Below are 19,231 nucleotides of genomic sequence, written 5' to 3'. Positions count from 1 at the left end.
TGCGCGGTACCGGTGATCGACTGCAAGGCGGCTCTTCCGTCGGGGACCCCCGTGTCCGCCACCCGTGCCGCCGGTCGGTCTCCCGCCCCGGCAGCCCCGCGGTGACGACGAGGTGTCACCCACCGTACGGCTGGACCCGGCCCCAGGCAAGAGATGACAGGCAAGAGGTGACAGGCTGGACGCATGCCGGAGAACCTGCTGCCGAACCCGACCGCGAACCCCGCGACCCTGCTGCCCGAGGAGCCGGAGGTGACCGCCGCGCTCGCCGCCGACGCTCCCGTGTCGAGCGTCGTCGTGTCGCACCCGTCCTCGAGCCTGGCGTGGGCGCTCCTCGCCGACGAGGCCTGGGAGCGCGGCGCGACCCTGGAGTCCTACGCCTACGCCCGCGTCGGGTACCACCGCGGCCTCGACGCCCTGCGGAAGGCGGGCTGGCGTGGCGCCGGACCCGTGCCGTGGTCGCACGAGCCGAACCGCGGGGTGCTCCGGGCGCTGTTCGCCCTGCGGCGCGCGGCCGAGGCGATCGAGGAGCCCGGCGAGCCCGAGCGGCTGACGGACTTCCTCGACCAGAGCGACCCGGAGGCGCTCCGCGCGCTCACCGCGGGCCAGTAGCGCCGGGCTTCGCGCCGGGACGCTGCGCGCCGCTGGAGGCCCGCGTCGCGTCCCGCACAACGGAAAGCACTCCGCACCACGCAATCGCGTGGCACGGAGTGCTTTCCCTTGTGCGCAGGTGCACCGCACCACGCAGGTGCACCGCACCACGCAGGTGCACCGCACCACGCAGGTGCCGCCATCGGCGGCCCGGCGCCCTACCCGAGCACCACGCTCCACGAGAACGCCTGCGGCCACAGCTGGTGCTCCGGCAGCACGTCGAGCCCGCACGCCCGCGACCCCAGCCCGTGCTGCGCCGCGTCGAGGTACAGGTACGTGTGGTCCGGCGTCGGCAGCTCGTACGGGTGCATCGCCTTCCCGATCTGCTGCGCGGTCCACGGCGACAGCGTGAAGCCCGCCCGGTGCGCCCCCACCGTCGTCACCGTGAACGGACCCACCGACAGTGCACGCAGCTCCGGCCGGTGCCCCGTCTCCTGCGGCATCGAGTACTCGACACCGAGCGAGCGCACCGGAGCGCTGAACCGTCCGACGCGTGCGGCGTGCGACGAGTCCGCGTAGGACTCCAGCGGCCCCGTCCCGAACCAGTCGGCGGACCCGTCGAGCAGTCCGGCGGGCAGGTCGAACCGGACGCCGATCCGGGGCCACGTGACGTCCCAGGCGCCGAAGGGCACCGCGTCCGTCTGCAGCAGCAGTCCCGCGTCGGTCAGGGTCCAGCGGTGTGTCACGTCGACGCCCCATCCGCTGTTCGCCGCCGCCACGCGCACGCGCTGCGCCAGCCCGTGGTCGGTCCGGGTCACCGCGACGAGCCGGTGCGTCAGCCGGTCGAGCCCGCGGTCCCGCCAGCGCTCTGCCGAAGCCGGGGCGTCCGGGTCACCGACGCCCGCGGTGAGCACCGGGTCGGCCGTCTCGTACCCGCCCTGCGACGACAGGCTGTCGTTGTCGGTCGGTGCGCGCCACAGCTCCAGGCGCGGCCCCGCCACCTCGTGCCCCTTCCAGGACACCAGGTCGCCTCGGGCGCTGAACGTCCCCTCGCCGAGACGGTCGCCCTCCCACCCCGTCCTGGAGGCCCGTGGCACGTCCGCCGGTCGGCTCGCGACGAGCCGCTGGGCGCGTGCCACGACGTGGCCGGTGTCCGCCCACGCGGTCGGGCCCGCCAGCTCCGCGGTGACGTCGAACCACAGTTCCTCGCCCGCGGCCGGTGCGGCCGTCGCGGCGGCGAGCACCTCGTCCGGCACCGGCACCGTGGCGGACTCCCGCGCGGCGACGACGCCGGGGGCGAAGCGTCCGGAGGCCTCGACGACACCGTTCCGGCTCAGCGTCCAGCAGAACCGCAGTCCCGCGGTCGAGGCCGAGTGGAACCGGTTCTCGACCAGCACGGTCCGCTCGCCGAGCGAGAACCGGATCGGGGCGACCACGGCGGCGAACTCCGCCAGTCCCGGGGTGGGGCTGTCGTCGGGCAGCACGAGACCGTCCATCACGAAGTTGCCGTCGTGCACGACCTCGCCGAAGTCGCCGCCGTACGCGTAGTAGTCCGTGCCGTCGGCGGTCCGGGCGAGCAGCCCGTGGTCCCGCCACTCCCACACGAAGCCGCCGTGCAGCCGGGGGAAGCGGTCGACCAGGGCCTCGTACTCGGCGATCTGCCCGGGGCCGTTCCCCATCGCGTGTACGTACTCGCAGTGCAGGAACGGCTTCGAGCGCTGCCGTGCCGCCTCGGCCGGACCGCACTCCATGAGCGGCGTCGGGGTCCCCCCGCCGATCGACTCGGTCTCCTGCAGCGTCGGGTACATCCGCGAGTAGACGTCGGTGTACTCACCCGTGTAGTCGCCCTCGTAGTGCACGGGCCGCTCGTCGTCGCGGTCGTGCACCCACTGCGACATCGCGGCGAGGTTCCGTCCGGTGCCGGACTCGTTGCCGAGGGACCACATCACGATCGACGCGTGGTTCTTGTCGCGTTCGACCGTGCGGGCGATGCGGTCCAGGAACGCGTCGCGCCAGGCCGGGTCGTCCGAGGGGTTCCCGACCCAGTCGGTGAACAGGAAGCCGTGCGTCTCGAGGTCGCACTCCAACACGACCCAGAACCCGAGCTCGTCGGCCAGGTCGAGCACGCGGGGGTGCGGCGGGTAGTGCGAGGTGCGGATCGCGTTGACGTTGTTCCGCTTCATCAGCGCCATGTCGGCGCGGGCGTGCTCCTCGTCGAAGACCCGCCCGCGCACCGGGTGGGTCTCGTGCCGGTTCACACCGTGGAAGACCACGCGCTCGCCGTTCACCAGGAACCGGTCGCCGACGATCTGCACGGTGCGGAAGCCCAGCCGGAGCGCGACCGTCTCACCGCCAGCACGTCCGCCGGCGGCCGTCCCGGTGGACACCGTCGCGTCGTACAGCCGGGGGAGCTCGGCGCTCCACGGCTCGACGCCCTCGACCGTGATCGGTGCGACGTCCTCCGGGGTGTCCCAGGTGACGTCCACGTCGAGCGACGGCACCGTGAACCGGACGGGGAACGCGGCGTCGAGCGTCGGGAACGTGATGGTCCCCGTCCCGGTCGACGGGCGTCCCGAGGCGGCGGTGCCCGCGGTCGCGGCGTCGCCGAGCGTGGCGGTCCAGCCGGCTCGGACGAACACGTCGTCGACGGGCGCGGTCGGGCGGGCGAGCAGCGTGACGGAACGGAAGATCCCGGGCAGCCACCACTGGTCCTGGTCCTCGAGGTACGAGCCGGCGCTCCACTGGTGCACGCGGACGAGCAGCTCGTTGTCACCCGCGCGGAGCAGCGGGGTCACGTCGAACTCGGTCGCCAGCCGCGACCCGGTCGACCATCCGACGAGTTCGCCGTTCAGCCACACCCGGAAGTGCGACTCGACGCCGTCGAACCGGAGCAGCACGCGGGCCGCCGCGTCGAACGACGACGGCAGCGAGAACGTGCGTCGGTGGTCGCCGGTGGGGTTCTCCTCCGGCGGGTGCGGCGGGTCGATCGGGAACGGGTACTGCAGGTTCGTGTAGCTCGGCGCACCGTGCCCGTGCAGGACCCAGTGCGACGGGACGGGCAGGCTGCCCCACCCGTCCTCCACCCCCGGGAGCGGGACGTCCGCGACCGGCGACCACCGGAAGTCCCAGTCCCCGTCGAGCGACAGGGAGGGGGCGTCGGTGTGCAACCAGGCCCGCGGCGCGAGCCGGGTGTCCGAGCCCGGTGCCGTCGAGGCGAGCGCGTCGAGTGCGTCGAGCGCATCGGGCGTGGTGCTGGTGGTGATGGAGGACGAGTGAACAGCGTTGGTCAACCCTTGACCGATCCTTCCGTGAGGCCCCCGCGCCAGAAGCGCTGCAGGACGATGATCGCGATCACGAGCGGGATGACCGAGACGAGCACCCCGCCGGTGGTGAGCTGGTAGAACTCTGGCAGACGATCGACCTGCGCACGCCAGTTGTTGAGCCCGAGCGTGATCGGGTACAGCTTCTGGTCCGCCAGCATGATGAGCGGCAGGAAGAAGTTGTTCCAGATGCCGACGACCTGGAACAGGAACACCGTCACGAGCGCCGGCGTCATCTGGCGCAGCACGATCGTGTGGAAGATCCGCAGCTCCCCGGCCCCGTCGATGCGCGCCTGCTCGAGGAGCGCCGTGTCCACCGACGCCGCCGCGTACACCCGGCACAGGAACAGGCCGAACGGCGAGACGAGGCTCGGGATGAGCACGCTCCAGTACGTGTCGGTCAGGCCCATCGTCGAGAACAGCAGGAACAGCGGCAGCGCGGTCGCGGTGCCCGGGACGAGCACGCCGCCGAGGATCGTGCCGAACACGAGCTGTCGGCCGCGGAACTCGTACTTCGCGAGCGCGTACCCACCCGCGGCCGCGAAGTACGTCGCGAGGACCGCACCCACGCCCGAGTACAGGACGCTGTTCGCGATCCAGCGGACGAAGATCCCGCCGTCGTACGAGAACACCTGCTGGATGTTGCTGAACAGGGCGAACTCGCCGCCGAACCAGAACCCGTTCGTCGCGAACAGCGCGCCCGTCGTCTTGGTCGCCGCGATGACGACCCAGTACAGCGGCACCAGGAAGTAGATCGCGACGACGACGAGGATCCCCGTCACGACGATCTGCGACTTCCCGGTCCGGTCCAGCTTGCGACGCTGGTGCGCCGTGATCGACGTGGTGTCGACCGGCTCGGCGGCCCGGTCGGTCACGGGCGCGCTGGAGCTCAGGGCGACGCGCCAGCGGCGCCGCGACGCCAGCGCCGCAGGAGCCTGCGACTGCGGTCCGTCAATGCGTTCACTGGTCATGCTTCCGCCCCCTTGCGGTCAGCCGGGAGGCCCGTGGCGGCTCCGGTGGTCGTGCTGCGGTTCGCGACGCCGGTCGCGGTGCGCGACCCGTCGCCGGTGGTGACACGCGTCTGGAGCGCACGCCGTGCCTCCCGGCCGTCCCGCTTCGCCCGCTTCCGCTGGTCGCGCTCGTGCTTCGGCGGACGGTTCGTCAGCGCCAGGAACGCGAACGACAGGACGAACGCGGCCAACGCGATGATCACGGCCTGCGCGCTCGCGACGCCGTACTCGTTGAACGCGAACGCGTTCGTGTAGGCGGCGTAGTTCGGCGTGTACTCCGTGTCGATCGCCGGGGCGACCGTGGACAGGATCTGCGGCTCCGCGAAGAGCTGCAGCGTGCCGATGATCGAGAAGACCGTCGTCAGGACGAGCGCCGGGGCGATCAGCGGGACCTGGATCCGCCAGGCGACCTGGAAGGGTCCCGCGCCGTCCATCTTCGCGGCCTCGTAGACCTCGCCGGGGATCGACTTCAGCTGCGCCACGATGATGAGCATGTTGTAGCCGGTGTACGTCCACGTGACGATGTTCGCGATCGACCACAGCACGCTGTTCGCGCCGAGGAAGTCCGGCTGCAGCCCGACGGACTGCAGCAGGTCGACGATCGGCGACAGGCCCGGGACGTACAGGAACGACCACAGGATCGTCGCGATGACGCCGGGGACGCCGTACGGCATGAAGTAGACCGCGCGGAAGAACGCGGGCCAGCGGGCGCTCGCCGACTCCAGGAGCAGCGCGAGGATCGTGCACGCGATGATCATGATCGGCACCTGCACGATGCCGAACAGGAGCATGCGGCCGATCGACGCGACGAACCCGGAGTCCTGCAGTGCGATCGCGTAGTTGTCGAAGCCGGCGAAGCGGCCGGTGACGCCGTCCTCGCCGAACAGGCCCTCGCGGTCGACGGTCGTGAAGCTCTGGAAGAGGGCGCTGATGATCGGGATGATGAACGTCAGCAGGAACAGGGCGAGGAACGGGGCGAGCAGGATCCACGGGGCACGCTTCTGCGCGCTCGTGGCCTTCGTGCTCGTGCGGTAGCCGGTTCCCGGCTGGGTGGCGGTCATCGGGCGGTCCTCACGCTCAGGCCCTTGTCCTTGAAGGACTGGACGATCTCCCGCTGGGCGAGCTCGACGGCGTCGGTCAGCTTGAGGCCGCCGGTGAGCTTGCGACGGAACTGGTTCTGCAGGCTGGTGAACGCCGACTGGGTCACGGGCGACCACGACCACTCGATGTTCTGCTCCTTCGCCGCGGGGACGAAGACCTCCTCGTTGTAGTTCTGCCCGGAGAACCACTCGCTCGGCTGCTCACGCTGCGCCCCGATGTAGTCGCGGGCGGGCGACCACCCGATGCCGCAGTACTTGATCATCGCGTCGATGCCCTCCTTCGAGGTGGTCATCCACGTGATGAACTCGAGCGCCTCGGCCGGGTGCTTCGCGTTGGCGAGGACCGCGGCGCTCGAGCCGCCGATCGCGCTCGAGCCGAAGCCGGACGCGTCCCACTTCTGCATCGGCGCGACCTTCCACTTGCCCTCGCCGCCCTGGATGGACTCGATGAGGGCGTCGCCCCAGCTCGCGCTCGTGACCGCAGCGATCCGGCCGTTCGCGCACGCTGCGTACCAGCCGGGGGAGTAGGCGCCGGCGGACGTGTCGACGAGTCCGTCGTCGATGCAGCCGTCGAAGAACTCCGCGACCCGCAGCGTGGCGTCGTCGGTCATGTCGACCACCCACTCGTCGCCGTCGGTCGTGAACCAGCGGGCGCCGGCCTGCTGCGCGTACGCCGCGAACGGCGAGGCGTCGGCGACCGGGAAGACCTCGAGGTAGTTCTGCTTGCCGGTCTTCCGGACCTTGTCGGCGAGCACCTTCCACTCGTCCCACGTCGCCGGGGGTTCGCCGCCGGCCTGCTCCAGGATCGCGGTCTGGTAGTAGAAGCCCATCGGGCCGGTGTCCTGCGGGATGCCGTAGACGCCGTCGACGAACTCGACCTGGGCCCATGCGGCCTCGTCGTACTTCGACTGGTACTGCTTGGCGCCGTAGCGTGCGAGGTCGACCAGGCCGTTCGCGAGCATGAACTCGGGGATCTGTCGGAGCTCGACCTGCCCGATGTCCGGACCGCCGCCGGCCGCGAGCGCGGAGTACATCTTCTGGTACCCGCCGCTGTTGCCGCCCGGGATCCAGTTCGCGGTGACCTGGATGCGGGGGTTCTTCGCGTTCCAGACGTCGCAGACCTTCTGCAGGTCCTTCAACCACGCCCAGTACGTGATCTGCACGGTGTCACCGCCGGCCGCGGGGATCACCGCCGCCTTGTTCACGTTCGTCGAGCCCGGGACCGCGCAGCCGGCGAGCAGGCCCGCCGCGGCTGTCCCGAGCCCGAGGCTCAGCAGGTTTCGTCTCGACAGCTGTCGTCCAGATGGTGATGGCGTCATTGCCTGGTCTCCGGTTCGTCGGCGGATCGGGTCCGCTGCCAGTAGAGCACGAAACTGAGCGCTGCTGTGTTTCCACGAAGCCGTTCACGGTTCTTCACGGCTGCTCGTCACCTGACCCGATGGTGCACCGCGGCCGGGGCGGCTGGGTGTCGGCTCCGAGCCGTGGACGCGTCCGGGCCACCGGGGGGATCGTGGGGCGCACACGACACGTCGGGGTTCGTGACGCCCCGGCGCACCGCCGAGAGGAGCTGTCATGACGACGACGAACGCGACGAGTGAGCTGCGCAGGGTCCTGGGGGAGCGGCTCGAGGGCGGGGGCACGTGGGCGTGGGCCTACGCCGACGTGTCCGGCAACGTCGAGGACCCGCGACGGCAGGCCGCGCTGAAGCTCCGCGCCGTCGAGGAGTCCCTCCGCGCCCAGGGCGCGAGCGCCGAGGTCGTCGACACGATCGCCGGCGAGTTCGAGCAGGAGCCGGGGATGCCGTCCCCGGTCGCCCGGTACGTGCTCGTCCACGACGGCGAGCTCGTGCTCAGCGAGGTGCTCCCCGGCCACCTGCACGGTGCCGAGGCGATCGGCGTCGGGGCCGTGCCCGACCTCGTGCCCCTCGTCGCCCACCGTCCGATCGATCTGCCGTTCCTGGTCGTGCAGGTCGGCAAGGACGGCGGCGGCTACCGCGCGTTCCGGCTCGGCCACCCCGCCACGGCCGACGACGAGGAGCGCATCAGCGGCGAGACCTTCGACCAGCACAAGGTCAAGGGCGGGTTCGGTGACTGGAAGCAGCCGCGCTGGCAGCGTCGCACGGAAGAGGTCTGGCGGCAGAACACGGCCGAGGTCGCTGCGGCCGTCGACAGGGCCGTCACCCGACTCGACCCGGCGCTCGTCGTCGTGGCCGGCGACTCGCAGACCCGGCCGATGCTCCTGGAGAAGCTGTCCTCGAAGGCCCGGGGGCTCGTCAGCGAGGTGCCCGGGGGCGGCTTCGACGAGACCGTCCTGGGTGACCACACCCGCGTCGCCCTGGCCCGGGTGCTCGCCACGCACCGGCACGACCTGGAGGACCTGGTCCGGACCCACGTCGGGCGCGGGGACGACCAGGCCGTCACCGGACTCGGGCCCGTCGTCGAGGCCCTGCAGCAGGCACAGGGTGCGACCGTCGCCCTCGACGCCGTGGCGATCGGTGACGAGACGCTGCTCGCACTCGGGGCGGCACCCTGGATCGCGACCACGCCGGATCGGGCGGCCGGGGCGCCCGTGATCGGTCCCGTGCCGGCGGTGTGTGCGCTCGTCCGGGCCGCCGTGCTCACCGAAGCCGAGCTCGTGCTGGTGAACGCGGCTTCCCTGCCGAGTGGGGCACCGGCGGCGGCGCTGCTCCGCTGGCCGGTCGGGCCGTCCGTGCCGGCCTGAGCCGCGCCGGTACGCCGCCACCGCACGGTGGTCGGTCCACCGACGAACGGGTTCCGTCCGGGCAGCTGGTGCCTGCCCGGACGGAACCCGTCGCGTGTCCGGGGCTGGAAGCCCTCAGGGCGTGGTCGTCACCGGTGCTGGGTGACCGGGACGGTCTGCCAGGCGCCACCGAACGGCGCCCTGACGCTGATCGTGGTGAACTTCCCCTTGCGGCTGTCCGAGAACGTCCCGTCCTGAGCGGTCCGGACGATGCTGCCGATCCACCCCGGCCAGCGGATCGACGCCGACGAGTCGGCCACGGTCGTCCCGGTCACGGTGGTGGTGTCGGTCCGGGCGTCGTAGACCGCTCGAGCGTCGCGCACGGTCGGAGCCTGCGGTGCGCCCGGTGCGGTGAAGCCCGGGTCCACCGCGCCCTGACCCGGCTGCGCGACCACGGGTGCGGTGAAACCGGGATCGGTCTGGCCGGGGTTCGGCTCGGCGACCACCGGCGACGTCGGTTCGCCCTCGACGATGGCGACCGGCTGCCACGCCTCCGAGACCGTCGACCGAACGGAGACCGTGGCGTCGATGGGCAGCCCGGCCTTGCGGGTGTCGGAGAACGACCCGTCAGAGCCGGTCATCGCGATGAAGTTGGCGCCACTCGCCCACCGGATCAGGACGGCCGAGTCAGCGCGACCGATGCCGGTCACCGTCGTGTCGCCCGTGCTGGCGTCGCGGACGGCGACCAGGTCCTTGACCGTGGGCGCCGGCGACTGCGCGCTCGCCGCGTACGGACCGTCCAGGGTGAGCGCCGACGCGGGGCCGGCTCCGGTGAGCAGGCAACCGGCTGCGACCGCTGCGGTCAGGAGCGTCGCGCCGGTGGTCTTGATGTGCTTTCGCATGGAACCTCTTTCGTCTGGGGCTCTGGTCGGAGCCGGACGAATCCTGACGTGATCGGTCGAAGACATCCTGTATGCAATATGTAAAGCTGGTTCATCGCTTGAGGGTGACGCGGCACGGCCCGCCCTGCGCATCCCGCCCGCCCTGGGCTGCCCCGCCCGACTCGATCCATCTCGGTCGATTTTCGTCACATGCGATATATTGGTCAGATGCGTCGAACAGTCAGAGGGATCAGCTCGGTCGCAGCGCGAGCCTGTGCCGCCGGTACGACCGTGCTCCGCCGCGCCGACGACCGCACCAGGACACGAGCGCTCCGGGCGGGAGAGCGTCGGCGTGCACCGGCGTCGGTGCACGCGTACGACGGACTGACCGACCGCAGTCTCGTCCTCGCTGGCATCTCCGCGGACGGCCCCGGGCGGCAGGTCGTCCTCGTGCTCGAGGAGATCGGCCCCGGCGCGGCGTTCGCGGGTGTGCGGACGGCGCTCGCCGTGGCGGCCGGCCTCGCCGCTCGGACCGGCCGGACGCTCCGGATCGTGACGACGGGCACCTCTCCACGCCGAGCATCGACCCGGACGACCGAGCGGTTCCTCGCACAGCGCTTCGCGTCGGTCGTCCCGTCCGGGCTTCCGGCGGTGCGGGTCGTCCGACGCGAGGACCTGGGCGACGCGACGTTCGCCGCCGACACGGTCTGGATCGCGACCTACTGGCGCACGGCGCACGCGCTGGACGTCGCGGCGCGGGCCGGTGTGCTCCACCGCGACCGGGTGGTCTACCTGGTGCAGGACCACGAGCCCGGCTTCCTGCCGTGGTCCACCGCGTCCGCGGTGGCCTCGGCGACCTACCGCGCAGGCTTCGTGCACTGTGTCAACTCGACCCCGGTCGCCGAGGCGCTCGAGCGCCACGAGGGGATCGAGGTCGATCCCCGGTTCGTGTTCGCACCGGAGCTCGATCGTGCCGGGATCGACCGCGCCGAGGCTGTGCGCGGCGCGCGAGACCCCGGAGGCGTCACCCGAGTCCTGTTCTACGGTAGGCCCGGCAAGCCGCGGAACATGTTCCCGCTCGGGGTGGCCGCGCTCCGGGTCGCGGCGCGCGAACTCGCGGGCGACCGTGTCGACCTCGAGTTCCTCTCGGCGGGTGAGCCGCACGCGGACGTCGATCTCGGTGACGGGCACCTCCTCCACTCGGTCGGCACCCTGAGTTGGGACGGGTGGTTCGACCTCCTGGGGACTGCGGACGTGGTGCTCTCCCTGCAGCAGAGCCCGCACCCGAGCCATCCGCCGCTCGACGCGGCGCGTTCAGGGGCCGCCGTGGTGACGAACGAACTCGGCGGCCTGCGGTCCGGGCTGTACCCGGCGCTCGCTGCTGTCGACGCGGACCCGGCGGCTCTCGGGGCCGCCGTCGCCGACGCCGTCCGTACTCGGGTGCGGCGCGCTCCGGGGGGAGCGGTCCCGGGCGCATCCCTCGGCCGGTCGCTCGCGACGGTGCTCGACGAGCTGGCGCGGCGCTGCTGACCGGTCGCTCCCCGACGGATCGTCCGCGGCCGGTGTGCTGGACCCTGCCGTCGCCCGCGTTCAGGCCTGCACGCGGCGTCTGCTCGGCAGGCGGAAGGCGAACGCGACCGGCGTGTTCCGGAGCGGCACGAACGCGACGAGACCGAAGGTCGTCCCCAGGATCGTCAGGCCCGCGACAGTGAGGGTCGGGTGTGCGACGAGCAGCGGCATCGCCCCGGACCACAGCGCCGCGGCGAGGGTCACGGCGATGATCGCCGTGTGCGTCAGGTAGGGCACCACGGACCAGCGACCGAGTGCACTGATCGGCGTCGCCCATGCGTACCGTGTCGCGGTCCTGGCGGCGAGCAGGACGGCGACGGTACCGACCATCGTCTGGACGACCCCCACCGCGGGCTGGGCCACGCCGCCGAGGCGTGCGTGCAGCTCGCCGAGGACGGCCCAGAGGACCAGCGCGCACACGGATGTGGTCGGCCCGGTGCGTTCGACACGGGCGACGATCGGGGACGCCGCCCGGGCGCCCACGACCGTGAAGAACAGGTAGAGCGGCAGCCCCTGCAGTCCGGGTCCGAGGACGTGCCACGTGTCGTCACCGAGTGCGGTGCGGCCCCAGCCGATCAGAGCCGCGCACATCACGAAGGTCGGGATGAGGACCGCGGCGGTCGGGAGGCGTCTGGTGGCCCAGATGACGACGAGGTGCAGCGCGAGTGCCCACAGGTACCAGATCTCTCCGTTCGGACGGATCGGTGATGCGGCCACGCGGAGGAGTTCACCGACGAGGTCGACCGACGTCCCCGCCGTCACGTCGCGGAGGACGCGGTACCCGAGGACCACGGGCTGCCACAGCGTGTAGAGGTAGCAGAGCGGGAGCACTCGGGCCGCCAGTGTCCGGACCGTCGCGGCCGGATCGGTGAGGGAGCGACCGGAAACGATCCCGGAGACGAGGAAGAACACGGGGAGGGAAGCGAGGAAGCGCTGCAGGAGCCAGGTCGCCTCGGGCGAGGGCGAGGGGCTCCAGGACGTCGCGTGGATCAGCACGATCCCGGCGATCGCCAGGCCCTTCGCCGTGTCCAACCATCCAACGCGCATGCTGCTGATGTTACATATGTAGGATGTCAGATCGGTGTGAATCTGCTGCAGTCGGCCTCAGTCGTGCGAGCGGTCCGTCCGTGGCACGAGCGGCAGCGCCAGCAGGGGCAGCACCGCCACGAGTCCGAACGACGCCGCGAAGCCGAGCGTCCCGACGAGCGCCCCGACCCCGGGGCCGACGGCGCTCGCCGCGAGGAACTGCCCGGTGTTCTGCGTGCCGAGTGCCCGGCCGGACCAGGACGGTCCCGCGGCCTCGGCCACCGACGTGTACGCCAGCCCGTTGTCCGCGACCGTGACGCTCGTCGCGACGAGGAGGAACACCGCTGCTGCCGCCCAGTGCGACACGTCGACGAGCGCCATCACGCCCATCACCGCCGCGGCCGACACCGCCACCACGCGCAGCGGCCCCACGCGGGACCGGGCACGGTCGCTCCATGCCCCGACGAGGATCCGTCCGACGGCGCCGACGAACTGGGACACCCCGACGAGCAGGCCGGCGGCCGGGGTCGACCAGCCGAGCCCCACGAGCCACACCAGTCCGTAGGTCGACAGCGTGAACTGCGGCACCACGAGCAGCACCGACACCGCGTGCACCCGCCACAGGAAGCCGGACGAGCGGTACGGGTTCGCGGCCGTCGTCGAGGCAGCGCCCGGGGCCGGAGCCGTCCGGGCCGGTCGCGGCGGATCGACGATGCCGGCGGCGCACAGCACGGTGAGCACGGCGCTCAGGACGAACGGCAGCACCAGGGCGGCGCGGATGCCGGACCCCTCGGCCAGCTGCGGGACCGTGACCGCCGCGAGCGTCACGCCGAGCGGCTGCGACATCTGCCGGATGCCCATCGCCAGGCCGCGCCGCTCCTTCGGGAACCACCCGACCACGACCCGCCCGCTCGCGGCGTTGGTCGACGCGCTCGTCATGCCCGCCGCCAGGAACGCCACGCCGAGCAGCACCGGGTTCCCCGCGGACAGCCACGCCGCGACCACCGTCACCGTGGTGAGCGCCAGCCCGCCCGCGATCACCACGCGCTCGCCGACCCGGTCGGTCACCGCACCCCAGGCGATGAGCGTGAGGACGAGACCGATCGTGGGTGCGGCGGCGAACAACCCGGCCGACGCGAGCGGCATGCCCTGCGCGACCAGGTGTGGGATGAGCAGGGCCGGCGCTGAGACCACCAGGGTGCCGGCGGCCTGGGCGGCGACGCCGAGGGCGAGCATCGTCCACGCGCGGCGGGGTGTGGTCATCGGTGCAGCCTGTCGTTCTGGATCGGTACCAATTGGTATACCATCACGGTATACCAACCGGGGCCGATCCGCACTAGGCTGGTCCGCCGTGACCGGAACGACGACCGACGACGCGACGACCGACGCCGCCCCGGTGTCGCAGACGAGCCAGCTCTACGACAACCTGCGCGAGGCGATCCTGACCCTCGACATCGCGCCGGGCGAGCGCATCTCGGAGCGCGGACTCGAGAGTCGCTTCCACGCCTCGCGGACGCCCGTGCGCGCGGCGCTGTCCCGCCTCGAGCGCGAGGGCCTCATCCTGCACGAGGGGCGCTCGTGGACGGTCACGCCCATCGACCTCGACGAGATCGCGTCGCTCGCCGAACTGCGCGGGGTCCTCGAGCCCGCTGCTGCTCGGCTCGCCGTCGGCCGGGCCTCCGTCGAACAGCTCGACGAGGTCCGGGCGCACCTGGACGACCTCCGGGGCGCTCCCGACCGCGAAGCCGGCATCCGGATGGGATCGACCTTCCACCTCGACCTCGCCGCGCTCGGCGGCAACCGGTTCATCACCGACACCGTGGCCGACGCCCTCACCCGGCTCGAGCGCACGCGCTGGATCGAGGTGCGCACCGCCGAGGCGCGCGACGCCGCGTGGGCCGAGCACAGTGCCATCCTCGACGCGGTCCGCGACGGCGACGCCGACCGAGCAGCTGACCTGCTCGCCGCGCACGTCGCGGGGACGAACGACCGGCTGCTCAGCTGGATCGCGCAGGAGCGTCGTCGGCTCCGCGGTGCGGGCGTGACGATCGTCGGCTCGGCGGCCGTCCTCGACGAGACCGAGTACCAGCACGCTGACGTCCAGGCCGACGCGAGCTGACCTCACGCGCCAGCCCGACGTGACCCCACGGCAGACCTGCCCGACGTGTCCACCCGGTGGAGGTGACGGCCGCGGACGACCCGCATCGTGCCTCCTGTCCGGGCGTCGCCGCGGCGAACGTCTCGAGTCGCTGGCCCGAGCCTGCCGGGGCCCGCGTCAGGGACGCGCTGCGTCCTCCGACCCCTCGAGCGGATCGGTGACCGATGAGGCGCCGTGCTCGGTGCGGTCGAGCAGCGCGTCGCGCACCTCGGCCTCGTCGGTGGTGAGTCGGATGGCGTGCTTGCTGCCGGACCGGGTCGACTGTGACATGGCGTTCCTCCTGTGTGCGTGGGCATCGGGTGGTGCAGGCCCCCGGCCTGCGGATGCGCTTCCTCACGGGACGTACTGAGGTCGGATCAGTGTGCCGCCGCCTGTCCGCGGAGCGCAAGCGATTCCGGCAACCTGTGGAGAAGTCGCGTCGTGCGCCGTGCCTAGGATGGTCCGGCCGCGCCGAGCGCGGCACTGACACGGACACCGGACGGGAGGCACGGCGTGGGTCCGCAGCGCACCGCACCCCCCACGGTCTACGACGTCGCGTCCGAGGCCGGCGTCTCCATCGCGACGGTCTCGCGCGTGCTCCGCACGCCCGACGCGGTCCGCGAGGGAACCCGCCACAGGGTGCAGGCGGCGATCCGGAGCCTCGGCTACGTGCCCTCGGGCACCGCGCGCGCACTGGCAGGACGCCGGACCGGCGTGGTCGGGCTCCTGCTGCCCGGGTTCGACGTCGTACCGGACGAGCGTCCCGACCTCGTCACCGACGGCGGCGTCCGGGTGGTCGACGACCGACGGCACGTGACACAGCCGTTCTCGTCGAACCTGTACTTCGACGAGGTCCTGCGCGGCGCCGAGACCGAGGCGTGGCAGCGCAGCCTGGCGCTCATGGTGGCGGCGGGGCGGGGGTCCTCCCGGGACGTGCTCGTCAACGACGTCGCCGGCCGGGTCGACGGGCTCGCGGTCCTCGCCCAGACCGTGCCGGACGACCTGCTCGAGCACGTCGCCCGCCGTGTCCCGGTGGTGGTGCTCGCGGACGACCGGCGGTCGCACGGGTTCGACTCGGTGAGCGTGGACAACGCGGCGGGGATGCGGACCCTCGCGTCGCACGTGATCGGCCGGCTCGGGATCCGGTCGCTCGTGTACCTGGCCGGGCCGATCGACTCCCCGGACGACATGGAGCGCTCGGCGGGGTTCCGGCAGGCGCTCGACGACCACGACGTGCCGGCCCGGTCCGTGCGGGTCGTGCACGGTGACTTCGGCCGGGCCCGAGCGCGGGAGCTCGCGGCGGGGCTGCTCGACGGTGCCGAGGTGCCGCGGGCGATCGTCTGCTCGAACGACCAGTCCGCGCTCGGGGTGCTCGACGCGGCGGGGGCCCGCGGGCTCCGGGTGCCGGACGACCTGGTGGTGACGGGGTTCGACGGCATCGACGCCGGACGGTTCTCGAGCCCGCGGTTGACGACCGTGCACCAGCCGATGGGGGAGCTCGGGCGTGCCGCGGTCCGGGCGATCGTCGACCGGCTCGAGCGGCGGGAGGGGCCGCCGCGGGCGTTGCGCCTGCCGGTCGAGGTGCTGCTGCGCGAGAGCTGCCCGCCCGCGCTGTAGCGGCGGAGTGCCCCGGGCACCCGCCCCCTCCTCTCCGCCGCGACCAGCCCCGGCCCTCGAGGTGCCGAGATCCTGGACTCTCGATGCTCCGGGCGGCATCGAGTGGCACCCCGACGAGCAGCACGCGGCGAGTCGTGGCACCTCGGCGGGGTGTTGATGCGCGTGTCGGGAGATGAGCGCGCCACATCCGGCGCGCTCGACCCTCGCCGCCGACGATCTGTACCCGCGCCGCGAACGCGAGCGGCACGTCGTGCACACTCGGCGGCCGACGATCGATGAGTCGGGTGGTGTGACGAGCGCGCCACATCCGGCGCGCTCGACCCTCTCCGCCGACGATCTGTGCACCCGCCGCGCACGCGAGCGGCACGTCGTGCACACTCGGCGCCATTCGCCGCGCACTCGAGCGGCACGTCGTGCACGCTCGAGGCCCCGCGTTCGAACGGCGTCCCACCCCGGGAAACAACACGGCCGGTTGCATCCCGTGATGTAAGCGCATACATTGTCCGGGTACCCACTCGACACGGAGGTCGACCGAGCAATGACGCTTCCCCCACAGCGCACGCCGGAGCGCGCCGCGCCGCGCACCCGCGCCCCCGAGCGGTCGCGGCGCCGCGGCCGCCTTGCCGCCGCGCTCGCCGGCATCGCCGTCGTGGCCCTCGCCGCCACCGGCTGCAGCATCCAGGTCCGCTCCCAGCCGGACCCGAGCATCGGCAAGGACACGATGCTCATCAACGCGGACCGCGGCAACCCGCTGTTCGACCGCAACTTCAACCCGTACATCTCGAACGCCCGCACCGCGAGCAAGTGGATGTACGAGCCCCTCATCGAGATCAACCCCCTCGACGGCAAGGGCACCCCGTGGCTGGCGAGCTCGTGGAGCCAGCCGGACGCGAAGACCATCGACATGACGATCCGGAAGGGCGTCGAGTGGTCCGACGGCAGGCAGTTCAGTGCGGAGGACGTCGTCTTCACGTTCGACCTGCTCCAGAAGTTCCCCGCGATGGACATCAAGGGTGCCTGGCAGCACATCGACCGCATCGAGCGGGACGGTGACCACGTCGTCTTCCACCTGAAGAGCGACGACGTGCCGAGCCTCAACATCATCGGTGCGACGTACATCCTCCCCGAGCACCACTACGGCAAGATCAAGGACCCCACCACCTGGCGTGACCCGGACCCCGTCGGCACCGGCCCGTTCGTGCTCGGCAACTACTCCGACCAGCAGTACTCGATGGACAAGAACCCGCGGTACTGGCAGGCGGACAAGATCGCCATCAAGCACCTGATCCTGCCGGCGACGAACACGCAGCTCGACACCGTCACGCGCGGCTACGACTGGGCGTACTCGTTCATCTCCGACGTCGAGGGCACCTGGGGTGCGGCGTCCCCCGACAACAAGTGGTGGTTCCCGGCCGGCGGTGTGATCGGCCTCATCCCGAACCTCACGAAGGCGCCGTACAGCGACGTCAATGTCCGCAAGGGCATCTCGTACGCGCTGAACCGCGACGACATCGCCGAGACCGCGTCCGAGGGCAACCTCAGCGCCGCGGGACAGACCGGCCTGATCCTGCCGAACCAGGAGCAGTACCTCGACCCGTCGATCCCCGACAAGGGCATGATCACGCAGGACACCGACCGGGCCCTCGCTGAGTTCGCCAAGTCCGGGTACACCCAGCAGGGCGGCAAGCTCGTCAAGGACGGCAAGCAGCTCGAGATCAGGCTCATGACCGCGAACGGCTACTCGGACTGGCTCCGCGCCGCGCAGCAGGTCCAGCGCGACCTCGGGAAGATCGGCATCAAGGTCGACATCCAGGCGCCGCAGCCCGCGGGGTACCAGCAGAACATCAACAACGGCCAGTTCGACATGGCGATGGGCGGCATGGGGAACGGCGACGTCTTCCAGGCCTACAACTCGCTGCTGTCGAGCGACTTCTACCAGCCGGTCGGCAAGTCGACCGTGAACAACTTCGAGCGGTACCGGAACGCCGACACGCAGCAGCTCCTCGACGCGTACAAGGCGACGACCGACAAGGCCGAGCAGCAGCGGATCCTGAACCAGCTGCAGGGGATCGTGTACGACGACCTGCCCGTGATCGGCATGTACTACGGCGGGCTCTGGGGCCTGTTCAACACCGGCAAGTTCGTCGGCTGGCCGAGCGCGGAGGACCCGTACATGGCACCGCAGAACTACGACTCGGCACCGCTGCTCATCTTCACGAAGCTGCGACTCAGAGACAGTGAAGCGGGCCGGAAGATCATGGAGGAGCAGGCCAAGTGAAGTACATCCTGCAGAAACTCGTCCTCTTCGTCCTCACCCTCTGGGCCGCGGTCACGCTGAACTTCGTGCTCCCGCGCCTCATGCCCGGCAGCCCGTCCGACGCGGCGCTGGCGAAGCTCAGCCAGAACGGCCCCGTCACGGACGCGACCAAGAAGGCCATCGAGGCGCAGCTCGGCGTCCCCTCCGGCAACCTGTGGGACCAGTACGTCAGCTACCTGCACCAGGTCGTCACCCTCGACTTCGGCACGAGCTACACGTTCTACCCGCAGCCCGTCGGTGACCTGGTCGGCCGGGCCTTGCCCTACACGCTCGTGCTCGTCGGCACGGTCACGGTCCTCGCGTTCGTGATCGGCACGCTCATCGGCGTCGCGGCGGCGTGGAAGCGCGGCACCTGGCTCGACTCGCTCCCGACCCTGTCCGGCAGCTTCATGTCGACGTTCCCGTACTTCTGGACGGCGCTCCTGCTGCTGTTCTTCCTCGGCTACGTCCTGCACTGGTTCCCGACCACCGGGGCGTCCTCGGCGACGAGCGTCCCCGGCTGGAACGGCGAGTACGTCGGCGACGTGCTCCTGCACGCGATCCTGCCGGCGGTAACGATCCTCGTGACGAGTCTGGGCGGCTGGATCATCGGCATGCGGAACGCCATGATCAACACCCTCGGCGACGACTACGTCACCTTCGCCGAGGCGAACGGCCTCCGCGGCCGCACGGTCGCCGTCCGGTACGCCGCACGCAACGCGATCCTGCCGAACCTGACCGGCTTCGGCCTGGCCCTCGGCGGTGTCGTCGGCGGCTCGGTCCTGGTCGAGCAGGTGTTCGGCTACCCGGGCATCGGCTACCTGCTGTTCAACGCCGTGATCGGGCAGGACTACCCGCTCATGCAGGCCCTCTTCCTGATGATCACCGTGTCGGTGCTCATCGCCAATTTCATCGTGGACGTCCTCTACGGCGTCCTGGACCCGAGGACGCGCCGATGACGACCAACTCGCGATGGGCGGCGTGCTC

Annotated in this window: 15 protein-coding genes; 7 read left to right on the top strand and 8 right to left on the bottom strand. The window is 71.5% G+C overall.

Annotated features, from left to right (window positions below):
• Positions 1-183: 183 nt before the first annotated feature.
• Positions 184-609, top strand: a complete 426-nt coding sequence (locus HUN58_RS09550; protein ID WP_114850325.1) for a DUF3151 domain-containing protein — start codon at positions 184-186, stop codon at positions 607-609.
• A 197-nt stretch (positions 610-806) separates the two neighbouring features.
• Here HUN58_RS09550 and HUN58_RS09545 read toward each other — a convergent pair whose 3' ends face one another.
• The 4 genes from HUN58_RS09545 to HUN58_RS09530 form a co-directional block, all read right to left on the bottom strand.
• Positions 807-3,755, bottom strand: a complete 2,949-nt coding sequence (locus HUN58_RS09545; protein WP_254631684.1) for a glycoside hydrolase family 2 TIM barrel-domain containing protein — start codon at positions 3,753-3,755, stop codon at positions 807-809.
• 119 nt (positions 3,756-3,874) lie between these two features.
• Complete coding sequence (locus tag HUN58_RS09540; RefSeq protein WP_180226064.1) at positions 3,875-4,783, bottom strand: carbohydrate ABC transporter permease; 909 nt, start codon at positions 4,781-4,783, stop codon at positions 3,875-3,877.
• Positions 4,784-4,875: 92 nt separating this feature from the next.
• The gene (locus HUN58_RS09535; protein ID WP_254631579.1) at positions 4,876-5,979 is read right to left on the bottom strand and encodes a carbohydrate ABC transporter permease; all 1,104 of its coding nucleotides are present in this window, start codon (positions 5,977-5,979) and stop codon (positions 4,876-4,878) included.
• A complete protein-coding gene (locus HUN58_RS09530) occupies positions 5,976-7,337 on the bottom strand; it encodes an extracellular solute-binding protein (RefSeq protein WP_141860127.1) in 1,362 nt (453 codons plus the stop codon). The genes HUN58_RS09535 and HUN58_RS09530 overlap by 4 nt, the downstream gene beginning before the upstream one ends.
• Positions 7,338-7,590: 253 nt before the next feature.
• Between HUN58_RS09530 and HUN58_RS09525 the strand changes: the two genes are divergently transcribed.
• Positions 7,591-8,739 carry a Vms1/Ankzf1 family peptidyl-tRNA hydrolase gene (locus HUN58_RS09525; RefSeq protein ID WP_141860129.1) on the top strand — a complete coding sequence of 383 codons (1,149 nt, stop codon included), beginning with the start codon at positions 7,591-7,593 and terminating at the stop codon, positions 8,737-8,739.
• A gap of 128 nt (positions 8,740-8,867) precedes the next feature.
• Here HUN58_RS09525 and HUN58_RS09520 read toward each other — a convergent pair whose 3' ends face one another.
• Entirely contained in the window at positions 8,868-9,620 is a 753-nt protein-coding gene (locus HUN58_RS09520) for a hypothetical protein (protein ID WP_141860130.1), read from the bottom strand.
• Positions 9,621-9,965: 345 nt separating this feature from the next.
• On the opposite strand from HUN58_RS09520, the gene HUN58_RS09515 reads away from it, so the two are divergent.
• Complete coding sequence (locus tag HUN58_RS09515; protein WP_208745480.1) at positions 9,966-11,129, top strand: hypothetical protein; 1,164 nt, start codon at positions 9,966-9,968, stop codon at positions 11,127-11,129.
• Positions 11,130-11,189: 60 nt separating this feature from the next.
• Here the strand turns inward: HUN58_RS09515 and HUN58_RS09510 are convergent, their stop codons facing one another.
• Positions 11,190-12,215, bottom strand: a complete 1,026-nt coding sequence (locus tag HUN58_RS09510; protein ID WP_114850319.1) for an acyltransferase — start codon at positions 12,213-12,215, stop codon at positions 11,190-11,192.
• A gap of 57 nt (positions 12,216-12,272) precedes the next feature.
• Complete coding sequence (locus tag HUN58_RS09505) at positions 12,273-13,457, bottom strand: MFS transporter (RefSeq protein WP_217488566.1); 1,185 nt, start codon at positions 13,455-13,457, stop codon at positions 12,273-12,275.
• An 88-nt stretch (positions 13,458-13,545) separates the two neighbouring features.
• Between HUN58_RS09505 and HUN58_RS09500 the strand changes: the two genes are divergently transcribed.
• Positions 13,546-14,313, top strand: a complete 768-nt coding sequence (locus HUN58_RS09500) for a GntR family transcriptional regulator (protein WP_141860138.1) — start codon at positions 13,546-13,548, stop codon at positions 14,311-14,313.
• A gap of 156 nt (positions 14,314-14,469) precedes the next feature.
• Here the strand turns inward: HUN58_RS09500 and HUN58_RS09495 are convergent, their stop codons facing one another.
• Entirely contained in the window at positions 14,470-14,622 is a 153-nt protein-coding gene (locus tag HUN58_RS09495; RefSeq protein WP_167509982.1) for a hypothetical protein, read from the bottom strand.
• 222 nt (positions 14,623-14,844) lie between these two features.
• Between HUN58_RS09495 and HUN58_RS09490 the strand changes: the two genes are divergently transcribed.
• The 3 genes from HUN58_RS09490 to HUN58_RS09480 all read left to right on the top strand — a co-directional run bounded on the left by HUN58_RS09490 (position 14,845) and on the right by HUN58_RS09480 (position 19,203).
• Positions 14,845-15,948 carry a LacI family DNA-binding transcriptional regulator gene (locus HUN58_RS09490; RefSeq protein ID WP_254631576.1) on the top strand — a complete coding sequence of 368 codons (1,104 nt, stop codon included), beginning with the start codon at positions 14,845-14,847 and terminating at the stop codon, positions 15,946-15,948.
• Between the two features lie 538 nt (positions 15,949-16,486).
• Entirely contained in the window at positions 16,487-18,226 is a 1,740-nt protein-coding gene (locus HUN58_RS09485) for an ABC transporter substrate-binding protein (protein WP_254631658.1), read from the top strand.
• The gene (locus HUN58_RS09480; RefSeq protein ID WP_114850316.1) at positions 18,223-19,203 is read left to right on the top strand and encodes an ABC transporter permease; all 981 of its coding nucleotides are present in this window, start codon (positions 18,223-18,225) and stop codon (positions 19,201-19,203) included. Before HUN58_RS09485 ends, HUN58_RS09480 begins: the two co-directional genes overlap by 4 nt.
• Positions 19,204-19,231 lie beyond the last annotated feature (28 nt).

The sequence above is a fragment of the Curtobacterium sp. Csp1 genome, from assembly GCF_013347185.1.
This window is presented reverse-complemented; position numbering and strand designations above follow the sequence as displayed.

Coding starts and splice junctions, on each gene's coding strand:
- HUN58_RS09550 (WP_114850325.1), top strand. CDS start 184: ATGCCGGAGAACCTGCTGCCGAACCCGACCGCGAACCCCGCGACCCTG.
- HUN58_RS09535 (WP_254631579.1), bottom strand. CDS start 5,979: ATGACCGCCACCCAGCCGGGAACCGGCTACCGCACGAGCACGAAGGCC.
- HUN58_RS09530 (WP_141860127.1), bottom strand. CDS start 7,337: ATGACGCCATCACCATCTGGACGACAGCTGTCGAGACGAAACCTGCTG.
- HUN58_RS09525 (WP_141860129.1), top strand. CDS start 7,591: ATGACGACGACGAACGCGACGAGTGAGCTGCGCAGGGTCCTGGGGGAG.
- HUN58_RS09520 (WP_141860130.1), bottom strand. CDS start 9,620: ATGCGAAAGCACATCAAGACCACCGGCGCGACGCTCCTGACCGCAGCG.
- HUN58_RS09510 (WP_114850319.1), bottom strand. CDS start 12,215: ATGCGCGTTGGATGGTTGGACACGGCGAAGGGCCTGGCGATCGCCGGG.
- HUN58_RS09505 (WP_217488566.1), bottom strand. CDS start 13,457: ATGACCACACCCCGCCGCGCGTGGACGATGCTCGCCCTCGGCGTCGCC.
- HUN58_RS09495 (WP_167509982.1), bottom strand. CDS start 14,622: ATGTCACAGTCGACCCGGTCCGGCAGCAAGCACGCCATCCGACTCACC.
- HUN58_RS09485 (WP_254631658.1), top strand. CDS start 16,487: ATGACGCTTCCCCCACAGCGCACGCCGGAGCGCGCCGCGCCGCGCACC.